Origin of the sequence: Pseudomonas sp. NFACC05-1 (genome assembly GCF_900100135.1) — a bacterium.
Taxonomy (GTDB): Bacteria; Pseudomonadota; Gammaproteobacteria; order Pseudomonadales; family Pseudomonadaceae; genus Aquipseudomonas; species Aquipseudomonas fluorescens_Q.
Window position 1 is genome coordinate 286,527 of sequence record NZ_FMTR01000004.1, and the last position, 20,234, is coordinate 306,760.

18 protein-coding genes are annotated in these 20,234 nt (G+C 62.2%); 8 read left to right on the top strand and 10 right to left on the bottom strand.

Annotated features, from left to right (window positions below; all coding sequences use genetic code 11):
- Window positions 1-152 precede the first annotated feature (152 nt).
- Window positions 153-527, bottom strand: a complete 375-nt coding sequence (locus BLO97_RS09670) for a tetratricopeptide repeat protein (protein WP_053124682.1) — start codon at window positions 525-527, stop codon at window positions 153-155.
- A 392-nt stretch (window positions 528-919) separates the two neighbouring features.
- Between BLO97_RS09670 and pyk the strand changes: the two genes are divergently transcribed.
- Window positions 920-2,371, top strand: coding sequence for a pyruvate kinase (gene pyk / locus BLO97_RS09675; RefSeq protein WP_063324585.1), 1,452 nt, complete (start codon window positions 920-922; stop codon window positions 2,369-2,371).
- A 101-nt stretch (window positions 2,372-2,472) separates the two neighbouring features.
- Here the strand turns inward: pyk and BLO97_RS09680 are convergent, their stop codons facing one another.
- From BLO97_RS09680 to BLO97_RS09690, 3 genes are read right to left on the bottom strand one after another with little or no spacing between them, the layout of a single operon-like run.
- Window positions 2,473-3,222 (bottom strand): enoyl-CoA hydratase, encoded by a 750-nt coding sequence (locus BLO97_RS09680; protein ID WP_092345685.1) that lies wholly within the window; start codon window positions 3,220-3,222, stop codon window positions 2,473-2,475.
- 28 nt (window positions 3,223-3,250) lie between these two features.
- On the bottom strand, window positions 3,251-4,186 hold the full coding sequence (locus BLO97_RS09685; RefSeq protein ID WP_092345687.1) for an iron-sulfur-binding ferredoxin reductase: 936 nt from the start codon (window positions 4,184-4,186) through the stop codon (window positions 3,251-3,253).
- Window positions 4,179-5,285 (bottom strand): GGDEF domain-containing protein, encoded by a 1,107-nt coding sequence (locus BLO97_RS09690; protein WP_063325235.1) that lies wholly within the window; start codon window positions 5,283-5,285, stop codon window positions 4,179-4,181. The genes BLO97_RS09685 and BLO97_RS09690 overlap by 8 nt, the downstream gene beginning before the upstream one ends.
- A 529-nt stretch (window positions 5,286-5,814) precedes the next feature.
- Here BLO97_RS09690 and BLO97_RS09700 point away from each other — a divergent pair.
- The 6 genes from BLO97_RS09700 (at window position 5,815) to BLO97_RS09725 (ending at window position 13,866) form a co-directional block, all read left to right on the top strand.
- Window positions 5,815-7,338, top strand: a complete 1,524-nt coding sequence (locus BLO97_RS09700) for a fumarate hydratase (protein WP_063324582.1) — start codon at window positions 5,815-5,817, stop codon at window positions 7,336-7,338.
- A 246-nt stretch (window positions 7,339-7,584) separates the two neighbouring features.
- A complete protein-coding gene (locus BLO97_RS09705) occupies window positions 7,585-9,351 on the top strand; it encodes a sensor histidine kinase (RefSeq protein ID WP_092345689.1) in 1,767 nt (588 codons plus the stop codon).
- Complete coding sequence (locus BLO97_RS09710) at window positions 9,344-10,669, top strand: sigma-54-dependent transcriptional regulator (protein ID WP_092223445.1); 1,326 nt, start codon at window positions 9,344-9,346, stop codon at window positions 10,667-10,669. Before BLO97_RS09705 ends, BLO97_RS09710 begins: the two co-directional genes overlap by 8 nt.
- Before the next feature lie 269 nt (window positions 10,670-10,938).
- Window positions 10,939-12,258, top strand: coding sequence for an MFS transporter (locus BLO97_RS09715; protein WP_063324580.1), 1,320 nt, complete (start codon window positions 10,939-10,941; stop codon window positions 12,256-12,258).
- A 298-nt stretch (window positions 12,259-12,556) separates the two neighbouring features.
- Complete coding sequence (locus BLO97_RS09720) at window positions 12,557-12,967, top strand: heme utilization protein (RefSeq protein WP_092345691.1); 411 nt, start codon at window positions 12,557-12,559, stop codon at window positions 12,965-12,967.
- A gap of 278 nt (window positions 12,968-13,245) precedes the next feature.
- Window positions 13,246-13,866, top strand: a complete 621-nt coding sequence (locus BLO97_RS09725; protein ID WP_063324578.1) for a flavin reductase family protein — start codon at window positions 13,246-13,248, stop codon at window positions 13,864-13,866.
- A gap of 164 nt (window positions 13,867-14,030) precedes the next feature.
- On the opposite strand, the gene BLO97_RS09730 is transcribed toward BLO97_RS09725, so the two are convergent.
- Both BLO97_RS09730 and BLO97_RS09735 read right to left on the bottom strand, forming a co-directional pair.
- Window positions 14,031-14,264 carry a hypothetical protein gene (locus tag BLO97_RS09730; protein WP_063325233.1) on the bottom strand — a complete coding sequence of 78 codons (234 nt, stop codon included), beginning with the start codon at window positions 14,262-14,264 and terminating at the stop codon, window positions 14,031-14,033.
- 43 nt (window positions 14,265-14,307) lie between these two features.
- Window positions 14,308-14,661: a putative quinol monooxygenase gene (locus BLO97_RS09735; protein ID WP_072345530.1), complete on the bottom strand. Its 354-nt coding sequence runs from the start codon at window positions 14,659-14,661 to the stop codon at window positions 14,308-14,310.
- A 328-nt stretch (window positions 14,662-14,989) separates the two neighbouring features.
- Here BLO97_RS09735 and BLO97_RS09740 point away from each other — a divergent pair, with 328 nt between their 5' ends.
- Complete coding sequence (locus BLO97_RS09740) at window positions 14,990-15,919, top strand: AraC family transcriptional regulator (protein WP_092145061.1); 930 nt, start codon at window positions 14,990-14,992, stop codon at window positions 15,917-15,919.
- A 25-nt stretch (window positions 15,920-15,944) separates the two neighbouring features.
- Here BLO97_RS09740 and BLO97_RS09745 read toward each other — a convergent pair whose 3' ends face one another.
- From BLO97_RS09745 to BLO97_RS09760, 4 genes are all read right to left on the bottom strand, one after another.
- Window positions 15,945-17,000 carry an ABC transporter ATP-binding protein gene (locus BLO97_RS09745; RefSeq protein ID WP_092223443.1) on the bottom strand — a complete coding sequence of 352 codons (1,056 nt, stop codon included), beginning with the start codon at window positions 16,998-17,000 and terminating at the stop codon, window positions 15,945-15,947.
- Window positions 17,001-17,015: 15 nt separating this feature from the next.
- Window positions 17,016-17,864, bottom strand: coding sequence for an ABC transporter permease (locus BLO97_RS09750; protein ID WP_092345693.1), 849 nt, complete (start codon window positions 17,862-17,864; stop codon window positions 17,016-17,018).
- A complete protein-coding gene (locus BLO97_RS09755; RefSeq protein WP_092145055.1) occupies window positions 17,861-18,769 on the bottom strand; it encodes an ABC transporter permease in 909 nt (302 codons plus the stop codon). Before BLO97_RS09755 ends, BLO97_RS09750 begins: the two co-directional genes overlap by 4 nt.
- Window positions 18,770-18,994: 225 nt before the next feature.
- Window positions 18,995-20,098: an extracellular solute-binding protein gene (locus BLO97_RS09760; RefSeq protein ID WP_092145053.1), complete on the bottom strand. Its 1,104-nt coding sequence runs from the start codon at window positions 20,096-20,098 to the stop codon at window positions 18,995-18,997.
- Window positions 20,099-20,234: the final 136 nt, after the last annotated feature.

Here is a 20,234-nt window from a genome sequence, read left to right on the forward strand (position 1 = left end):
CTTGAAGTTAGAGATTTAGCTCTAATGACGTTTTGTACAAATATAGCTCATGGTCGTGTGGCAGCCAGTCCGTGCGCACACCTTTCATAAACAAAAATACCCGGGGGGCTTGTGGCCAGGGATCGCCCCCGGCCCATGGCTTGATGAGCCTGTCAGGACGCCGTCGGGCGGATCGCCGACGCGCTGCGGGTCGGGTAATGGCCCAGGCTCTGCAAGGTCTCGAGCCGGGCGCGGGCGCGGAAGGCGTATTCACTGTTAGGGTATTGCGTGATGATGAACTGGTAGGTCTGCGCCGCATCGACAAACAGCTTCTGCCGCTCCAGGCACTGGCCGCGCAGCATCGAGACTTCCGGCTGCATGTAGCGGCGGGCACGGCTGGCGCGGTCGACCTGGGACAGTTCGAGCATGACCTGCTCGCAATTGCCGCGGTCATAGGCCTTGTAGGCCAGGTTCATGTGATGGTTCATCGACCAACGGGTGCAGCCCGTGACGCTCAGGGCCAGGGCAACAAAAAGCACGAATCGCATGGGAGGTTCTCCTGTCTTGAGCTCTGTATCGACCTGGCTGGGAAAATCTTCAGCCTGAAAATGGTGCCGGGCTTGCTCTTGTGGCGAGGAATTTGATCTGTGGCAAAGAATTTATCTGTGGCGAGGGGATTTATCCCCGTTGGGCTGCGCAGCAGCCCCATAACCAAACCACTCGGTGTGTCAGGCTGATCTCGTTCGAGCTTTTTGGGGCTGCTTCGCAGCCCAGCGGGGATAAATCCCCTCGCCACAGGGAGGTGTGTAGCCCAAAGAGGTGTGAAAATTTTCAGGAATGTTCATTTCGAAAAACAAACGAAAAAGTAGTGCATATGAACAATGACTACACCCAAAGAGCATAGTAGCCTTCGCTGGCGCTTGAACTTGAGGAGTCTTGCATGTCCGTCCGTCGCACCAAAATCGTCGCTACCCTTGGCCCGGCCAGTAATTCGCCGGAAGTTCTCGAACAGCTGATTCTGGCTGGCCTGGACGTCGCCCGCCTGAACTTTTCCCACGGTACCCCCGAAGAACACAAGGCACGTGCCAAGCTGGTGCGCGACCTCGCCGCCAAGCACGGCCGTTTCGTTGCCCTGCTGGGCGACCTGCAAGGCCCGAAGATCCGTATCGCCAAATTCGCCAACAAGCGCATCGAGCTGAAGATTGGTGACACCTTCACCTTCTCCACCAGCCATCCGCTGACCGAAGGCAACCAACAGGTGGTGGGTATCGACTACCCGGACCTGGTCAAGGACTGCGGCGTGGGCGACGAGTTGCTGCTCGACGACGGTCGCGTGGTGATGCGCGTCGAGACCGCCACTGCCACCGAACTGAACTGCGTCGTGACCATCGGCGGCCCGCTGTCGGACCACAAAGGCATCAACCGTCGCGGTGGTGGCCTGACCGCACCGGCCCTGACCGAAAAAGACAAGGCCGACATCAAGCTGGCCGCAGAGATGGAAGTCGATTACCTGGCCGTGTCCTTCCCACGTGACGCCGCCGACATGGAATACGCCCGTCAACTGCGCGACGAAGCCGGCGGTACTGCCTGGCTGGTGGCCAAGATCGAGCGCGCCGAAGCCGTCGCCGACGACGAAACCCTCGACGGCCTGATCAAGGCCTCCGACGCCGTGATGGTGGCCCGTGGCGACCTGGGCGTGGAAATCGGCGACGCTGAGCTGGTGGGTATCCAGAAGAAGATCATCCTGCACGCACGCCGCCACAACAAAGCGGTGATCGTCGCGACCCAGATGATGGAGTCGATGATCCAGAACCCGATGCCGACCCGCGCCGAAGTGTCCGACGTAGCCAACGCCGTACTGGACTACACCGACGCCGTGATGCTCTCGGCCGAAAGCGCCGCGGGCCTCTACCCGCTCGAAGCGGTGCAGGCCATGGCACGCATCTGCATCGGCGCTGAAAAGCACCCGACCAGCAAGACTTCCAGCCACCGCATCGGCAAGACCTTCGAGCGCTGCGACGAGAGCATCGCCCTGGCGACGATGTACACCGCCAACCATTTCCCGGGCGTGAAGGCGATCATCGCCCTGACCGAAAGTGGCTACACGCCGTTGATCATGTCGCGCATCCGTTCCTCGGTGCCGATCTACGCGTTCTCCCCGCATCGCGAAACCCAGGCTCGCGCCGCCATGTTCCGTGGCGTCTACACCGTGCCGTTCGACCCGGCCGCCCTGCAACCGGGCGAAGTCAGCCAGGCGGCGGTGGATGAACTGGTCAAGCGTGGCGTAGTGCAGACCGGTGACTGGGTCATCCTGACCAAAGGCGACAGCTACCACACCATCGGCGGCACCAACGGGATGAAAATCCTGCATGTTGGCGACCCGATGGTCTGAGTGACCGAGCGCTGGAAAACAAAAGCCCTGCCATGTGAATGGCGGGGCTTTTTGGTTTTTGCCCTTGGGGAATGTAGTGCCTGAACTGGCCCCTGCAGAACTTATTGCCTGTTGATAAACCCCGACAACGCTGCTACCGCCTCGGGCGAGCGCAGGCATTGGGTGAACAGCTTGCCCTCTGCTTCAATCACCTTGCGCAACTGTTCCCGGTCCGGCGCTTTCATCAGTTGCTTGCTGATACTCACCGCTTCAGCCGGCAGCGATTCGAAGCGCAACGCCACCTCCCGCGCCTTGGCCAATGCCGCCTCGCCACTGTCCATTGCCTCGGTGGCAATGCCCCAGGCGACCGCTTGTTCGCCACTGAAGCCCTCGCCCAACAGCAACAATTGCGCGGCCCTGGCCTGGCCCAGCAACCGTGGCAGGATCAGGCTGGAGCCGAATTCCGGGCACAGCCCCAAGTTGACGAACGGCATGCGCAGCCGCGCGTCCCGGCTGACGTAGACCAGGTCGCAATGCAACAGCAACGTGGTGCCGATGCCCACCGCCGGCCCGGCCACGGCGGCGATCACCGGTTTGCGGCAATCGAGCAGGCTGAGCATGAACTGGAACACCGGGTTATCGAGGTCGTTCGGTGGTTGTTCGAGGAAGTCGACGATGTCGTTGCCGGCGGTGAAGCAGTCGCTGGAGCCGGTGAGCAGCACTGCGCGAATCTGCGGGTCGCTGTCCGCCATCGCCAGGGCTTGGGCCAACTGACTGTACATGGCCCGGGTCAGGGCGTTTTTCTTTTCCGCACGGTTCAAGCGCACCGTCAGCAGGCCACACTCTCGGTCGAGCAACAGGGTTGGGGTCATGGTCGGTCTCGCGTCTGGAAATCAGCGCTCAACCACGGGGCAGGAAGACGTCGGCCAGCAGTTGGTTGCGCGGCAAGCCGGCCAGGTACAAGCGTTTGGCAAAGGCCTCGACCCGGTCGGGATGGCCGCAGAGTAAGGCCTGGGTTTGCCGTGAAACAAGCCGCAGTTGCGCCAAGGCGGACGGCGCCTCGGCCGCGGTCAACAGTTCCACGGTGAGGTTTTGGTGCTTGGCCGCCAGCGCCGCCAGGGGTTTGGCCAGGTAATGCCCGGCCGCATCATGGGCCACGTGAATAAGGCGAATCGCGCCTTGGTGATCCTGACGCAAGGCTTCGCGCAGCAAGCCGAACAGCGGCGCCAGGCCAGTGCCGGCGGCGAGCAGCCACAGCGGCCTGGCGTGCCAGTCGGGGTCGTAATGCAGGGCACCGCCGCGCAACTCGCCCAGGCGGATCGGATCACCGGCCTTCATCCGCCGGGCCGCATCAATGAATTGACCGGGCTCGCGGCAATCGAGGTGGAATTCCAGGAAACGGTCTTCCTCGGGCAGGCTCGCCAGGGAATACGGCCGGGCCACGTCGCCGGCCCACAGCACCAGATGCTGCCCGGCCTGATAACGCAGCGACCGCTTGGGGGTGATGCGCAGGCGCAGCACATCGCCACCAAGCCAATCCACCGCCGCCACCTGAGCGGCCTGGCCGTCACGTTGCGGGTCGAAGGTATGGATCTGCACATCCTCGACCACCTGGCATTGGCAGGCCAGCCGCCAGCCCTGGTCGCGCTGCGTCGGGCTCAGGGCGTCGGGGCGGCTGTCGCGCACATCACCGCCCACACACTGCACCAGGCAGGCGTGGCAACTGCCGGCGCGGCAACTGTAGGGCACCGCGACGCCTGCACCGTTCAAGGCGTCCAGCAGGTTACTGCCCGCCGCCACCGTCCATTGCCGACCGGCGACTGTCAGTTCAGGCATCGACGTTCTCCCAGGCAGCAGCGCACCGATTGCGACCGTCTCGCTTGGCACGGTACAGGGCCTGGTCGGCACGCTGCAACGCGTTGTCCAGGTCATCGCCCATTCCCAGCATCGTCATGCCCGCCGACAAGCTGAGGGCGCCGACCTGCAGACCGATCAGCTCGACTTCTGTGAATGCCAGCCGCAGCCTTTCACAGCAGGCCGTCAGGCGCTGGGGGTCGCAGGCGGGCAGCAGCATGACGAACTCCTCGCCACCATAACGGGCCAATACATCGCCCTCGCGCAGGCACGCTGTGGCGACCGCGGCAAATGCCTGCAGCACCTGATCGCCGGCGGCGTGGCCGTGCAGGTCGTTGATGCGCTTGAAATGGTCGAGGTCGATCAGGGCCAGGCCATGGGCGATGCCGGGCCTGAGGGTGTTGAGTTCGCGCGAAGCGAGGCGCAGGAAGTGGCGGCGATTGAACAGCCCGGTCAGCTCGTCGGTGGCCACCAGGTCTTCGAGCTGGCGCATCATCCCGCGCAAGGTGTCCTGGTGCGCCTGCAGGGCAAACCGCCGCTGGCGCATGCGCTGACGTGATATCTGGACGTAGCGGGCGTAAAACACCAGCCACACCAGCACCAGAAACAGCACGGCCACCTGCAACCCGGCCAAGGTGGGATCGGGAAGCCTGAAGAAGTAACCGTCCCAAAGGGTAATAGCGGCGAAGCTGATGAACACCAGCGTCGCGCAGCGCACGAAGGCCCGGCGCGACAGATGAAACAGCCCGAACAGCAGGATCAATACATAAAACACCAGGAACACGCCCCGGGCCTGGTCCAGGTGCGCCATCATCCAGGTCTGCCAGCCCAGGCCGATCAACACCTGCGCTTCGGTAAGGCTGGGGTCGGCGAAGCGCAGGTTACGATCCGTGATAAACAGCGCGAACAGCCCAGCCTGGCACAGCACGACCAACACGCTGCCGATGATGACACCGCGCAACGAATCGAGGTAATGACCACTGAAAAATGCCAGCCACAATAAAACCAGTGCCAGCGCGTACGTCGCTGCCGCCAAAGCGAAGCGTTTCAGCAAAAGACGTTGAATGGCGTTATGGGTCAATCGTTGACTCACCATGGGAAAGGAAACTGACAGGAGGCGTCCTACGCTACAGGCCAGACGCCACTTTAGTGGCGTGTAGGACAAATGACCATTCAATTCTGGAGCAGAAAAATGGCGTCAAAGCAATGGCCCAGATTGACGCATTTGTTTGCTGCGGGCGGAACCCAGTTTGGACCAGAGACAAGGTTCCCCTGTGACAAGGAGACCATCTGTGGCGAGGGGATTTATCCCCGCTGGGCTGCGCAGCAGCCCCTTAACCAGACAACTCGGTGTGTCAGGCTGATCTCGTTCAGCTTTTTGGGGCTGCTGCGCAGCCCAACGGGGATAAATCCCCTCGCCACAGATTAAATCCCCTCGCCACAAAGGCAGCTCGCTCCCACAGGGTGCCGGCCTGCGATATACTGCCGCGCCTTTTTAGCGTCGCGCCAGCATGCCCGGCGTGCCTTATAGAGGTGCCGCCCGTCGACCGATGCACCCAAGCGGCCGGCACCTTATTGAATGTTCCCGTCTTTAGAGAGGAGCGCGACTCATGACCGTGATCAAGCAAGATGACCTGATACAGAGCGTTGCCGACGCTTTGCAGTTCATTTCCTACTACCACCCCGTGGATTTCATCCAGGCGATGCACGAGGCCTACCTGCGCGAAGAATCGCCGGCGGCCCGTGACTCCATGGCGCAGATCCTGATCAACTCGCGCATGTGCGCCACCGGCCACCGGCCGATCTGCCAGGACACCGGCATCGTGACCGTGTTCGTGCGCGTGGGCATGGACGTGCGTTGGGACGGCGCGACCATGAGCCTGGACGACATGATCAACGAGGGCGTGCGTCGCGCCTACAACCTGCCGGAAAACGTCCTGCGTGCGTCCATCCTCGCCGACCCGGCAGGCGCCCGCAAAAACACCAAGGACAACACCCCGGCAGTCATCCACTACTCCATCGTCCCCGGCAATACCGTGGAAGTGGACGTGGCGGCCAAGGGCGGCGGCTCCGAGAACAAGTCGAAGATGGCCATGCTCAACCCGTCCGACTCCATCGTCGACTGGGTACTGAAAACCGTGCCGACCATGGGTGCCGGCTGGTGCCCACCGGGCATGCTCGGTATCGGCATCGGCGGCACCGCCGAGAAAGCTGCGGTGATGGCCAAGGAAGTGTTGATGGAATCCATCGACATCCACGAGCTCAAGGCGCGCGGCCCGCAGAACCGTATCGAAGAGATGCGCCTGGAGCTGTTCGAGAAGGTCAACCAACTGGGCATCGGCGCCCAGGGCCTGGGTGGCCTGACCACCGTGCTCGACGTGAAGATCATGGACTACCCGACCCACGCCGCTTCGCTGCCGGTGTGCATGATCCCCAACTGCGCCGCCACCCGTCACGCCCACTTCGTGCTCGACGGCAGCGGCCCGGCGTCGCTGGAAGCGCCACCGCTGGACGCCTACCCGGAAATCGTCTGGGAAGCCGGCCCGTCGGCTCGCCGCGTGAACCTCGACACCCTGACCCCGGAAGAAGTCCAGAGCTGGAAACCGGGCGAAACCGTGCTGCTCAACGGCAAGATGCTCACCGGCCGCGACGCGGCGCACAAGCGCATGGTGGAAATGCTGAACAAGGGTGAAACCTTGCCGGTGGACCTCAAGGGCCGCTTCATCTACTACGTCGGCCCGGTCGACCCGGTAGGCGACGAAGTCGTCGGCCCGGCCGGCCCGACCACGGCCACGCGGATGGACAAGTTCACCCGCCAGATCCTCGAGCAGACAGGCTTGTTGGGCATGATCGGCAAATCCGAGCGCGGCCCGACCGCCATCGAAGCGATCAAGGACAACAAGGCCGTCTACCTGATGGCCGTCGGCGGTGCCGCTTACCTGGTGGCCCAGGCGATCAAGAAATCCAAGGTCCTGGCGTTCGCCGAGCTGGGGATGGAAGCGATCTACGAGTTCGAGGTCAAGGACATGCCGGTGACCGTTGCGGTCGACAGCAAAGGCGAGTCGGTGCACATCACCGGTCCTGCCATCTGGCAAAAGAAGATCAGTGACAGCCTGGCGGTGGAAGTGCAGTAACAGGCACTTTGCTGCTGTAAAAAAGGCCGGTGGGCGACAAGCCCACCGGCCTTTTTTTTTGTGCAAACCGTGGCGAGGGAGCTTGCTCCCGCTTGAGCGCGTAGCGCTCACAAAAGGGTCTGCTACGCAGCCCAGCGGGAGCAAGCGCCCTCGCCACAATGAATGACACCTTGAATATGGATGTGCAGCCGTCTTCGCAACCGCCATGCTATCGTGCCCGCCCGACTTGCAACTGTTCACACCAGCATGCTGCCAACTACCCGTACCTTGCGTCTGTCGTTGTACACCTTGCTGATCCTCACCGGCGCAGCCGTTGCCGCCACCCTCGCCGTGCGCCACGCCGAACGCGTGGCCCTGGAAGAAGACGCCAGCCGTGCCAACCAGCAGTTGGCGCTGTACGCCAATTCGTTGCACACCCTGATCGAGCGCTATCGCGCCCTGCCTGCCGTGCTGGCGCTGGACCCGGAGTTACGTTCGGCCCTCAAGGGACCGGTCGGCGCGGCGCAGCAGGATGTGTTGAACCGCAAGCTGGAACGGATCAATGGCGCCGCCCAGTCATCCACCCTGGAATTGCTCGACCACACAGGCTTGGCCGTCGCGGCCAGCAACTGGCGCCTGCCCAGCAGCTATGTCGGGCACAACTATGGCTTTCGTCCGTATTTCCTCCAGACCCGCACCCAGGGCACCGGACGTTTTTATGCGGTGGGCGTGACCAGCGGCATCCCGGGATACTTCCTCTCCAGCGCCGTGACCGACGACAACGGCGAGTTCCTCGGCGCGATGGTGGTAAAGCTGGAGTTTCCGGAGCTGGAACGCGAATGGCGCCAGGGCAGCGACACTCTGCTGGTCAGCGATGCCCGGAGCATCATCTTCATCGCCAACCGCCCAGGCTGGCGTTATCGCCACTTGCAGCCGCTGAGCGACAGCGACCGCGCCGAGCTCAAGGCCACCCGTCAATACGACAAACAACCGTTGCAACCACTGGCTTACGAAACGTTGCGGCGCTTTGACGACAATAGCCATCTGGCCCGGGTCGAGACGCCCGATGGCTCGGCGGACTACCTGTGGGAATCCTTGCCGCTGACCGCCGAAGGCTGGACGCTGCACTTGCTGCGCCGTCCGCAGATCGCCTTCGAAGACCGCCGTAATGCCGGGCTCGCGGCCGCCGGTTCGTGGCTGGCGCTGGTGTTCCTGCTGCTGTTTCTCAACCAGCGCTGGCGCCTGGCAAGGTTGCGCCAGCGCAGCCGCGAAGAGCTCGAACGGTTGGTCGAAGAACGTACCCGGGATCTGCGCACGGCCCAGGACGGGTTGGTGCAATCGGCCAAGCTGGCGGCACTGGGGCAGATGTCGGCGGCCCTGGCCCATGAAATCAACCAGCCCTTGACCGCCCAGCGCATGCAATTGGCGACCCTGCGCTTATTGCTCGATCACGGTCGGGTCGATGACGCCTACAAGGCCCTCAAGCCGGTGGACGACATGCTGACGCGCATGGCCGCCCTCACCGGCCACTTGAAAACATTTGCCCGCAAAAGCCCCAGCGGCCTGCGCGAACGCCTGGACCTGGCGGCGGTGGTCGACCAGGCGCTGCAATTGCTGGACACGCGCCTGCGCGACGAACAGATCAGCACCGTGTTGCACCTGACTCGACCGGCCTGGGTGCGCGGCGATGCGATCCGCCTCGAACAAGTGTTGATCAACCTGCTGCGCAATGCCCTCGACGCCATGGCCGAGCAACCCATCAAGCGCCTGGAAGTGCGCCTGGAGGCCGATGAGCAATTGTGGCGCCTGACCGTCAGCGACAGCGGCAGCGGGATCGCCGAGGAACACCTGGCCCAGGTGTTCGATCCGTTTTTCACCACCAAGGCGGTAGGCGACGGCTTGGGCCTGGGGCTGGCGGTTTCGTTTGCGATCATCCATGAATCCGGTGGACGACTGACGGCGGACAACCATGAGAACGGCGCGGTATTCTGCGTGACCTTGCCCATCGATCAGGAGGCCCAACTGCATGCTTGATTCAGTCATGGTCGTGGATGACGAAGGCAGCATCCGCAGTGCCGTCGAGCAATGGTTGAGCCTGTCGGGGTTCCAGGTGCAGTTGTTCAGCCGCGCCGACGAATGCCTGGCCCGGTTGCCGGAGCATTTCCCCGGGGTGATCCTCAGCGACGTGCGCATGCCCGGCCTCAGCGGCCTGGAACTGTTGGCCGAAGTGCGTCGCCGCGATCCGGACCTGCCGGTGATTCTGTTGACCGGCCACGGCGACGTGCCCATGGCTGTGGAGGCCATGCGCGACGGCGCCTACGACTTCCTGGAAAAACCCTTCAGCCCCGAAGCCCTGCTCGGCAGCCTGCGCCGGGCCCTGGACAAGCGCACCCTGGTCCTGGAAAACCGTCGCCTGCATGAACAAGCCGACGCCCGGGCCCGCCTCGATGGCACGCTGCTGGGCGTTTCCCGTGCGTTGCAAAACCTGCGGCGCCAGGTGCTGGACCTGGCCGCACTGCCGGTCAACGTGTTGATCCGCGGCGAAACCGGTAGCGGCAAGGAACTGGTCGCCCGTTGCCTGCACGACTTCGGCACGAGGGCGAGCATGCCCTTCGTCGCGTTGAACTGCGCAGCCATTCCCGAAGCGCTGTTCGAAGCGGAGCTGTTCGGTCACGAAAGCGGCGCCTTCACCGGCGCCCAGGGCAAGCGCATCGGCAAGCTCGAATACGCCAACGGCGGCACGCTGTTCCTCGATGAAATCGAGAGCATGCCCCTGGCCCAACAGGTCAAGTTACTGCGGGTGTTGCAGGAGCAGAAGCTCGAACGCCTGGGTTCCAACCAGAGCATCCAGGTGGACCTGCGCATCATCGCCGCCACCAAGCCCGACCTGCTGGACGAAGCCCGGGCCGGGCGTTTTCGCGAAGACCTGGCCTATCGCTTGAACATCGCCGAGCTGCGCCTGCCGCCGCTGCGAGAACGGCGCGAGGACATTCCCCTACTGTTCGAGCATTTCACCCACAGCGCCGCCGAACGCCTGGGTCGCGCCGCCGCGCCCCTGAGCGGCCCGCAATTGAGCCACCTGCTCAGCCACGACTGGCCGGGCAACGTGCGAGAGCTGGCCAATGTCGCCGAACGCCAGGTGTTGGGGCTCGATCAACCACAGGCCCTGGAGACGGAGCCGGGCCAGTCTCTCGCGGCCCAGCAGGAAGCCTTCGAAGCCCAATGCCTGCGCGCCGCCCTGACGCGGCACAAAGGCGATGTGAAAGCCGTGCTCGAAGAACTGCAACTGCCGCGCCGCACCTTCAATGAAAAGATGCAACGCCATGGGTTGAGTCGGGAGATGTTTTTGTAGGGTGTTGATCGCTCCCACGCTCCCGCTGCCGCCAGGGACGCTCCGGAGGTGACGCAGAGCGTCACGGGATGCATTCCCACGCAGCGTGGGAACGATCAACATAAGCGGATTCCCGCTCATGCCGAATCCAAAGCAAGCGGATTTCCGCTCATTCAACGTCACTACCCCCTCTAAACCGGCCTTCTGCCACCTGGCACAGCTCCTGCTATAGCCCTGGCAGGCTGCGTTCCCACGCGCTCCACAAAAACAATTAAACGAAGGATCCTTCAATGGATAACTCCAACGCCCTGCCCCTTGGGTCGGCTGCCGTGCCCGCCCGTGAAAGAACCACCGCCAGCCGGATCAAATCGATCTTCAGCGGCTCGGTCGGCAACATGGTCGAGTGGTATGACTGGTACGTCTACGCCGCTTTCTCGTTGTACTTCGCCAAAGTCTTCTTCCCCAAGGGCGACACCACCGCCCAATTGCTCAATACCGCCGCGATCTTCGCCGTGGGCTTCCTGATGCGCCCGATCGGCGGGTGGTTGATGGGCCTGTACGCCGACCGCGCCGGTCGCAAACGTGCGTTGATGGCTTCGGTGTACCTGATGTGCTTCGGCTCGCTGATCATCGCCTTGAGCCCGAGCTACGAAACCATCGGCGTCGGTGCGCCGATCCTGCTGGTGTTTGCCCGCCTGCTCCAAGGCCTGTCGGTGGGTGGCGAGTACGGCACCTCGGCGACCTACCTGAGCGAGATGGCGACCAAGGAACGTCGCGGCTTCTTCTCCAGCTTCCAGTACGTGACCCTGATCTCCGGCCAGCTCATCGCCCTCGGCGTGCTGATCGTGCTGCAACAGTTCCTCACCACCGAACAGCTGTATGCCTGGGGCTGGCGCATCCCGTTCGCCATCGGCGCGCTGTGTGCGATCGTGGCGCTGTACCTGCGGCGCGGCATGGAAGAAACCGAGTCGTTCACCAAGAAGGAAAAAGCCAAGGAAAGCGCCATGCGCACCTTGCTGCGCCATCCCAAGGAACTGATGACCGTGGTCGGCTTGACCATGGGCGGCACGCTGGCGTTCTACACCTACACCACCTACATGCAGAAATACCTGGTGAACACCGTCGGCATGAGCATCTCCGACTCCACCACCATTTCCGCCGCTACCCTGTTCCTATTCATGTGCCTGCAACCGGTGATCGGCGGGCTGTCGGACAAGATCGGTCGCCGGCCGATCCTGATCGCCTTCGGCATCCTCGGCACGCTGTTCACCGTGCCGATCCTCACCACCCTTCACACCATCCAGACCTGGTGGGGTGCGTTCTTCCTGATCATGGCCGCGCTGATCATCGTCAGCGGCTACACCTCGATCAACGCCGTGGTGAAAGCCGAGCTGTTCCCCACCGAAATCCGCGCCCTGGGCGTCGGCCTGCCGTACGCACTGACCGTGTCGATCTTCGGCGGCACCGCTGAATACATCGCCCTATGGTTCAAGAGCATCGGCATGGAAACCGGTTACTACTGGTACGTGACGGCCTGCATCGCTGTGTCGCTGCTGGTGTACATCACCATGAAAGACACCCGCAAGCATTCGCGGATCGTGACCGACTGACCTCCAAGTCGTACAAACAAAAAGGGGCGAACCTGACAGGGTTCGCCCCTTTTTTCGTTCCTGGCTAAAGATCTTTCTGACATTAATCCCTGGTTAATGCCTGACCTTCACCCTCATCCTCAACAGAACGCCACTCGAATACGCCGGCAATGGCCTCATTGACCGCTCTGCTGCAACGGCTAACACATCGATTTTATCGATTTATTTGAGCATTTTTTTGCGCTTTTTAATCAAATTAACAAGCGTAATATCAACTCCACACCCAAGGCGCTAACGCCAAACATTCTGGAGCACGACCATGAAAACCAAACTGATCATCGCCCTGACCCTTTCCGTACTGGCTGCCAACACCTTTGCTGCCGACGGTTTCGACCGCACCAGCTCGGCCATCGCCGCCGATGGTTATGACCGTACGAGCGCCGCCACCGTCGCATCTGATGGTTACGACCGTACTAACGGCGCCACCGTTGCTGAAGACGGCTTCGACCGCACTAACGGCGCCACCGTTGCCGAAGACGGCTTCGACCGCACTAACGGCGCCACCGTTGCCGAAAACGGCTTCGACCGCACTAACGGCGCCACCGTTGCCGAAAACGGCTTCGACCGCACTAACGGCGCCACCGTTGCCGAAAACGGCTTCGACCGCACTAACGGCGCCACCGTTGCCGAAGATGGCTTCGACCGCACTAACACTGCTGCCATCAGCTAACCCGAGAACGACACCCTCACAGCCCGGCTTCGGCCGGGCTTAGTTATTCATGGGCTATGGAAAAAGGAAGACCGCCAGTGGTTTTGTTATCGCCACTCATCAAATTGTGGGAGCGGGCTTGCTCGCGAAGACAGTATGTCAGTCGACATCTATGTGTCTGAACCTGCGCATTCGCGAGCAGCCTGCTCCCACAGTGTCCCAGGGTGCTGACAAAAACAGCGCGGCCCTGCACTATCTTCCAATCCCTTTGAAAGCCCACCGCAGGACCTTCTTCAACCATGCCCGATGACATCCACTTCTACGAACCCGCCAACGGCCACGGCCTACCCCACGACCCATTCAACGCCATCGTTGGCCCGCGCCCCATTGGCTGGATTTCGTCCCAGGATGCCGAAGGCCGCCTGAACCTTGCGCCCTACAGTTTTTTCAACGCCTTCAACTACATTCCACCGATCATCGGGTTCTCCAGCGTTGGGCGCAAAGACAGCCTGAACAACATCGAACAGACCGGCGAGTTCGCCTGGAACCTGGCCACGCGCCCGCTGGCCGAGCAGATGAACCAGAGCTGCGCGATGGTCGCCCCAGAGGTCAATGAGTTCGAACTGGCGGGTTTGACGGCCGCCCCATCACGGGTAATCCAGGTTCCACGCGTCGCCGAAAGCCCGGTGTCCTTCGAATGCAAGGTCACGCAGATTATTCAACTGCAGCGAGCGGACAAAGGGCTCGTGCCAAGCTGGCTGATCCTCGGCGAAGTGGTCGCCGTGCATATCGCCAAGTGGTTGTTGAAAGACGGGGTGTACGACACCGCCGCCGCCGAGCCGATCTTGCGCGGTGGCGGGCCGGCGGATTATTTCCAGCTGGGGCCTGAGGCGTTGTTCAAGATGCATCGCCCGAAGTAAGCGACACGGCTCTCAAGAAGAAACAGCAACCTGTGGCGAGGGAGCTTGCTCCCGCTGGACGCGCAGCGTCCCCTTGCGGTGTGTCAGACAAACCGGGGGGCCGCTTCGCAGCCCAGCGGGAGCAAGCTCCCTCGCCACAAAAGCCCTACCGGGTGATCGTGCCGCTACCAGACCAACCCGCCCTCGTCGTCGACACCTTTGAGGTGGGTCAGCTGCAGGGCTGCCGCTTCATCGGCTTTGACCGCGGTCTCGAAGGTTTGCTCTTCAAGGATCTTGTTGAAACGCGGCGCACCGGAACCACCGATGGCCTTGGTGGCGATGGCGGCATGGTAGCCGCCGCCTTCTTTGGGGATTACAGCGGAAACAGCTTCAAAGGTTTCAAAGGCTTTACGTGCCATGTCTTGTGCATCCTGGCGTTGGAAAATGACGCTCATTAAACCTTCAACCAGCCAGTTTGTGTACCTGCGCCCGGCACCCTTCGGTCGCCTGGGCGGCGGACACGTCGCGGAACGTATGGAAATCCAGGCTGCTCACCACCAGGTCTTGCACCAGCTCGGCAAATATCGCCATGGCCGGGGAATTGAAGTAGGCATCCATGGCCGCCTGATTGACCCAAAGCCCGGACACCAGCCACAAATCGGCATCGCACTGCGAATGCTGCAAGGCAAAGTACAGGCAACCGGGGGCCTGGCGCGAAGGCGCGATCAGCGTACTCAGGCGTGCGCCCAGTTGCTTGGAGCAACCGACGCGGGCCCGGACAAAAGCCATGTGACTGACGGGGATCTGTGTAGACATGTTCAACCCTCCCAGGTCATCCGTTGTGCAGCCGGGGACAGGCCGCGACAGGATCAAAGGTTAAGCGCCGCCCTGCCAGTTTCGTTAGTCGATTCCTGCCGACCCATTGCACGATCCTGCGCGTCGGTATCATAAAATTTGCTATCGATCCGGTCGAAACCCGGGAAGTTGAAACAAAAGGTTTCAAGCAAGTTTCCACAGCATTGCAGCGTCATGGCCCTTTGCGCCGTGCAGGATCAGGCAAGCTTTCAACAGGATGTTGCTATCGCTGTGCCTTGCACAAACATAAGCTTTTGTTCATCGCTCCCTATCGCTTGAGGATCCCGGCATGTCGCCACTCGACCACGCCCACGTCCCACTGGACACGTATCTGGAACAACAGCGCGCCGAACTGGCATCGATCATCGACCGCAACACCAGCGAAGACGGAAGCTACGCCACGGCCATCGGCTCACTGAATCTGTCACGGCACAGCCAGCCGCATAAGTTCGCCCCGGTGTTGGCGCAACCGGCGCTGTGCATCATGGCCCAGGGCAGCAAACAGGTGCGCCTGGCGGATGAGTTGTTCAACTACGACCCACTCCATTACCTGGTGGTCTCGGTCTCGATGCCGTTGAGTGGTTGCGTTGCCGACGTTTCGCCCGAGCAACCCATCCTGGCCCTGCGCCTGGACATCGACCCGGCGGAAATCACCGCGTTGATCGCCGACGCCGGCCCCCTGGGCGTACCGACCCGCCCCGCCGGGCGCGGGCTGTATGTCGAACGCCTGGACACGCCAATGCTCGACGCCGTACTGCGCCTGGCACGGTTGCTCGATACGCCGAAAGACATTGCCATGCTCGCGCCCCTGGTGCGCCGGGAAATCCTCTATCGTCTGCTGCGCAGTCCCCAGGGTTATCGGCTGTACGAAATCGCTATCGCCAACAGTCAGAGCCATCGCATCAGCCAGGCGATCAAATGGCTCAACGGCCATTTCGAACAGCCGCTGCGCATCGATGACCTGGCCCGGGAAGTGAACCTCAGCGTCTCGACCCTGCATCACCGCTTCAAGGCCATGACCGCCATGAGCCCGCTGCAATACCAGAAGCAACTGCGCTTGCAGGAAGCCCGGCGCCTGATGCTCGCCGAAGGGCTGGAAGCTTCGGCGGCGGGCTATCGGGTGGGTTATGAAAGCCCTTCGCAGTTCAGCCGCGAGTACAGCCGATTGTTCGGCGCGCCGCCGTTGCGGGACTTGGCGCGGTTGCGGATGACGGTTTGATCTGGGTTTGCATTGCCTTTTGAAATCAGGCAGCGAGCACCCGACATGCCTGCGCCGGTATGGTCACCGACACCGCATGCCCGATGCCCAGGTCCATGCCCTGGCACGGCGTGCTCAGTGCCGTGAACGAGATTCCAGAACACTCCACCGTGGTCTCGATCGTCGCACCGATGTCGCGCACGAACGTGACCTTGCCCAGCAACCGGTTGCCCACCGTGGCCTGGGGCGCGGACAGTTGCAGGTCTTCGGGGCGCACCAGCAGCTTGATCTTTTCGCCAACCTTGAGGCTATCGCTGGCCGGCACCTCCAGCGCATCGCCACCCGGCAGCCCCACTCGCCCGTTGCCCAGGGTGGTCGCCGGAAAAATGTTGCCAGAGCCGATGAAGTCGGCGACGAACTCATTGGCCGGGTGCCGGTAGATCTCGATCGGCGTACCGACCTGTTGCACCCGATGTTCCCCCAGCACCACGACGATGTCGGCCATGGTCATGGCTTCGCGCTGATCATGGGTCACCAGGATCGTGGTGATGTTCAACCGCTGCTGCAGTTGGCGGATTTCCACTTGCATCGACTCGCGCAGCTTGGCGTCCAGGGCCGACAGCGGTTCGTCCAGCAAGAGGATCTTCGGCCGGGCAGCAATGGCCCGGGCAATCGCCACGCGCTGGCGTTGACCGCCGGACAGTTTGGCCACGGGCCGGTCGATCATCGCCTGGAGCTGGATCAGTTCCAGCAACTCCACCACCCGCGCTTGTTGCTCGGCCTTGCCCACGCCCCGCAGCTTCAGCGGATAGGCGATGTTCTCGCCGACGGTCATATGGGGAAACAGCGCCAGCGATTGAAACACCATGCCGAAGTTACGCAGGTGCGCCGGGGTATGGCCGATGTCTTCGCCATCCAGGCGGATTTCCCCGCCGCTGAGGCTCTCCAGGCCGGCGATCATGCGCAGCAAAGTGGTCTTGCCACAGCCTGAAGGCCCGAGAAAGCACACCAGTTTTCCTTCGGGCAAATGCAGGTTCACGTCCTTCACCGCACAGGCCGAGCCGTAATGTTTCTCGACGTTTTCCAGTATCAGTCCAGTCATGTCTTCACCTTGAAATCAAAAGGAAACGCCGCCCTCGCCCACCAGCTTCTCCAACGCCCAGATCAGCACGAAGTCGATCAGCACGATGAGCACGGCAAACGAGAAAACGGTGGGGTCCAGCGACGATACGGTGCGGCTGTACATCCAGATCGGCACGGTCATGACATCGATGGTGTAGAGGAAATAGGTCACGGTGAATTCGTTGAACGAGACAATGAACGCCAGCAGCATCCCGGCGAGAATTCCCGATTTCATCAATGGCACCACCACATCGACGATGGCCCGCTGTGGTGTGGCCCCGAGCATTCGCGCGGCTTCTTCGACTTCGCTGCCGATGCCAAGCATGGCGGCGGTGCAGTTCTTCACCACGAACGGCAAGGCGAGGATCACGTGGGCAATGACCAGCCGCGAGGTGGTCATCTGGAACGGCAGGCTGTCGAACACCAACAGCAGCGCCAACCCCAGCACCACCATGGGAAACACCAGTGGCAGCGACATCAGTTGCAGCGCCACAGCCTTGCCACGGAACTCGCAACGGGTCAGCGCGTAGGCCGCCGGCACGGCGATCAGCGTGGCGAAAATCATGGTCAGGCAGGCCACCAACAAACTGGTGCCCATGGCCTGGCCCAGGCTCAGCACATCGCTGGCATCCGGCGATACGAAGGTGTGCCAGGCCGCCCGGTACCATTGCAGGCTGTAGCTGCTCGGCGGAAAGTCCAGGTTCGCGGCGCCGCTGAAGGACATGACGATCATGGTCAGGATCGGCAGCACCGCCAGCAGCAGGATGAAACCCGACAGCAGCCCCACTGCGCGCCCGGTTTCACCGGGCAACAGCGACTGGCGTTTTTTGCTCAACGCGGTCATTGAGAAGCCTCCAGCATCCGCCGACGACGGCCGGTGAAATATTCGGACAGGGTCATGATCATCAACGTGGTGACAATCAGCACCACCCCAGCGGCGGACGCGGCGGGCCAGTTCATCAACGGGGCAATCTGATCGTGGACCATCACCGCCAGCATCGGCACCCGCCGGCCGCCCAACAGCAGCGGCACGACAAAGCTGCTGGCGTTGTAGGCAAACACCAGCGTCGCGCCGGTGATGATGCCCGGCAGGCTCATGGGCAGCACCACTTGGCGAAACACCTGGAAGCGGCTGGCGCCGAGGGTCGCGGCGGCCTCTTCATAGCTGCGGGCGACCCCACGCATGGCGCTGGCGATGGGCAACACGGCCAGGGGGAAGGCCGTCTGGACCAGGCCCATCAACACACCATTCTGGTTGTACAGCAGCATGACCGGTCGCTTGATCAAACCCAGGCCCATGAGCGCCTGATTGAGCATGCCGGCAGGGCCGAGGATCACCAGCCAGCCATAGCTTTGCAGCAGCAGGTTGACCAACAGTGGCAACAGCACCGCCGCCAGGAACACCCGCCGCAACAACGGCGAGGCCAGGCGCGACATGGTGTAGGCCACGGGGATCGCCAGCAGCACAGCAATCACCGCGCTGATCAATGCAAGGCGCAAGGTCAGCAGCAGGGACTTGAGGTAATAAGGCTCCAGCAACTGCTCGTAGCTGGCGAGGCTGAACCCACTCCACTCCGCGCCCTTGGTGCCGACGCTCATGCGCAGCACCAGCAGGCTGGCGGCGATCAGCACGCCGAGAAACAGCATGGATGGCGACAGGAACAGCCAGGCTCGGCCGGTGGGTGAAATCTCCCGGGGTGGACGCATGGATGCGACGCGCTGGGGATGGGTTAACGGTTGGGGTTCCATGGCAAGATCTCGTCAGAGGAACACGACAGGACAAACACAATTTCAAAACAACCCACTTCCCTGTGGAGCGAGCTTGTTCGCGAAGGCGGCGGCACCGTCAACATCTCCTTCAACTGACCTACCGCTATCGCGAGCAAGCTCGCTCCCACACTGGATCTCGGGTGGTCACAGAGGCCGCATACTCCTCAATTCCCTATGCTGGGCAGGCGGTGTGCAGCGCTTGTTTCAGGAAGAGAAGATTTCCGTGTACCGACGAATCCACTGGTCATGCACCGTCGCCAGGAAGGCGTTGTCATGCATGATCGCTTTGTCGGCGATTTGCTCCGGGGTGAGGATGTAGGGGCTCTTGCGCGCTTCGCTGGAGATGATGGCCTTGGCGTTGACCGGGCCGTTGAAGATGTCTTCGGCCATCTTGCCCTGCACCAGCGGGTCGAGGGAGTGGTCGATGAAGGCGTAGGCCAGGTCGGTGTCGCCCGGGCGGTTTTTTGGCATGACCGAGAGCATCAGGTCGGTGTAGAAACCTTCCTTCATGCCGAACGTCGCCCCCAGGCCGTAGGCCGGGTCGCGGATCTGCTTGGGGAAAAACGCCGGCGCATACAAGCCGCCCATGTCCAGGGAACCGGTGCGGAACAGCTCGGCGATCTGGTTCGGGTTTTCCCCCAGGGTCACCACCCGATCCTTGAGTTCGGCGAGTTTCTTGAAGCCGGGTTCGATGTTGTGTTCATCACCACCGGCCAGCTTGGCGGCGATGATGATCAGGTCCATGGCCTCGGTCCAGTTCGGCGGCGGCAGGAAAATGTTCGGCGCCAGCTCCGCGTCCCACAGCGCAGCGTAACTGTCCGGTGCCTGCTGCAAGGTACGGGTGCTGTAGACCAGGCTGTTGCACCACAGCAGGTAACCGATGCCATGGCCGCCAGCGCCGGTGCGGTATTGCGCCGGCACGTCAGCCAGGTTGGGAATGCGGTTGAGGTCAGGCTTTTCCAGCAGCCCGGCGACGGCCAGGCCCTCGGCGCCGACGCCTGCCAGGGTGATAATGTCGTACTGCGGCCGGTCGCCACCGGCCTTGAGCTTGGCCACCATCTCCGAGGTACTGCCGGTGCGGTCGGCGATGACCTTGGCCCCGGTCTTGGCCTCGAAGGTGGCGGCGATGTTGCGCAGCGCCGCCAGCCCGGTGTCATCGGACCAGGTCAGCAGGCGCAGGGTCTTGCCGACGAACCGCGTGTCACTGGCCCGCGCACTGATGAACGGCATGCTCATGGCCGCCGCTGCAACCGAAACCACACTTGCAGTCTTGATGAATTGACGTCTGTTCAGATCATGCTCGCCCATGAGGACTCCCTTTATTCTTTTAAGTATGAGGTGGGTGAAAACCGTTGTGCCCGCACCGTTCGGCGTCGACGAAAGCCCCGTATTGCCTGGGCTTTGCCGCCGCCTGCGGCCATCCTGAGGTTGTGCAAAATCCCTG

What these genes read in the sequence shown, in the direction of transcription:
- BLO97_RS09670 (WP_053124682.1), bottom strand. Translation starts at nt 527, where the DNA reads ATGCGATTCGTGCTTTTTGTTGCCCTGGCCCTGAGCGTCACGGGCTGC.
- pyk (WP_063324585.1), top strand. Translation starts at nt 920, where the DNA reads ATGTCCGTCCGTCGCACCAAAATCGTCGCTACCCTTGGCCCGGCCAGT.
- BLO97_RS09680 (WP_092345685.1), bottom strand. Translation starts at nt 3,222, where the DNA reads ATGACCCCAACCCTGTTGCTCGACCGAGAGTGTGGCCTGCTGACGGTG.
- BLO97_RS09685 (WP_092345687.1), bottom strand. Translation starts at nt 4,186, where the DNA reads ATGCCTGAACTGACAGTCGCCGGTCGGCAATGGACGGTGGCGGCGGGC.
- BLO97_RS09700 (WP_063324582.1), top strand. Translation starts at nt 5,815, where the DNA reads ATGACCGTGATCAAGCAAGATGACCTGATACAGAGCGTTGCCGACGCT.
- BLO97_RS09705 (WP_092345689.1), top strand. Translation starts at nt 7,585, where the DNA reads ATGCTGCCAACTACCCGTACCTTGCGTCTGTCGTTGTACACCTTGCTG.
- BLO97_RS09710 (WP_092223445.1), top strand. Translation starts at nt 9,344, where the DNA reads ATGCTTGATTCAGTCATGGTCGTGGATGACGAAGGCAGCATCCGCAGT.
- BLO97_RS09715 (WP_063324580.1), top strand. Translation starts at nt 10,939, where the DNA reads ATGGATAACTCCAACGCCCTGCCCCTTGGGTCGGCTGCCGTGCCCGCC.
- BLO97_RS09720 (WP_092345691.1), top strand. Translation starts at nt 12,557, where the DNA reads ATGAAAACCAAACTGATCATCGCCCTGACCCTTTCCGTACTGGCTGCC.
- BLO97_RS09725 (WP_063324578.1), top strand. Translation starts at nt 13,246, where the DNA reads ATGCCCGATGACATCCACTTCTACGAACCCGCCAACGGCCACGGCCTA.
- BLO97_RS09730 (WP_063325233.1), bottom strand. Translation starts at nt 14,264, where the DNA reads ATGGCACGTAAAGCCTTTGAAACCTTTGAAGCTGTTTCCGCTGTAATC.
- BLO97_RS09735 (WP_072345530.1), bottom strand. Translation starts at nt 14,661, where the DNA reads ATGTCTACACAGATCCCCGTCAGTCACATGGCTTTTGTCCGGGCCCGC.
- BLO97_RS09740 (WP_092145061.1), top strand. Translation starts at nt 14,990, where the DNA reads ATGTCGCCACTCGACCACGCCCACGTCCCACTGGACACGTATCTGGAA.
- BLO97_RS09745 (WP_092223443.1), bottom strand. Translation starts at nt 17,000, where the DNA reads ATGACTGGACTGATACTGGAAAACGTCGAGAAACATTACGGCTCGGCC.
- BLO97_RS09750 (WP_092345693.1), bottom strand. Translation starts at nt 17,864, where the DNA reads ATGACCGCGTTGAGCAAAAAACGCCAGTCGCTGTTGCCCGGTGAAACC.
- BLO97_RS09755 (WP_092145055.1), bottom strand. Translation starts at nt 18,769, where the DNA reads ATGGAACCCCAACCGTTAACCCATCCCCAGCGCGTCGCATCCATGCGT.
- BLO97_RS09760 (WP_092145053.1), bottom strand. Translation starts at nt 20,098, where the DNA reads ATGGGCGAGCATGATCTGAACAGACGTCAATTCATCAAGACTGCAAGT.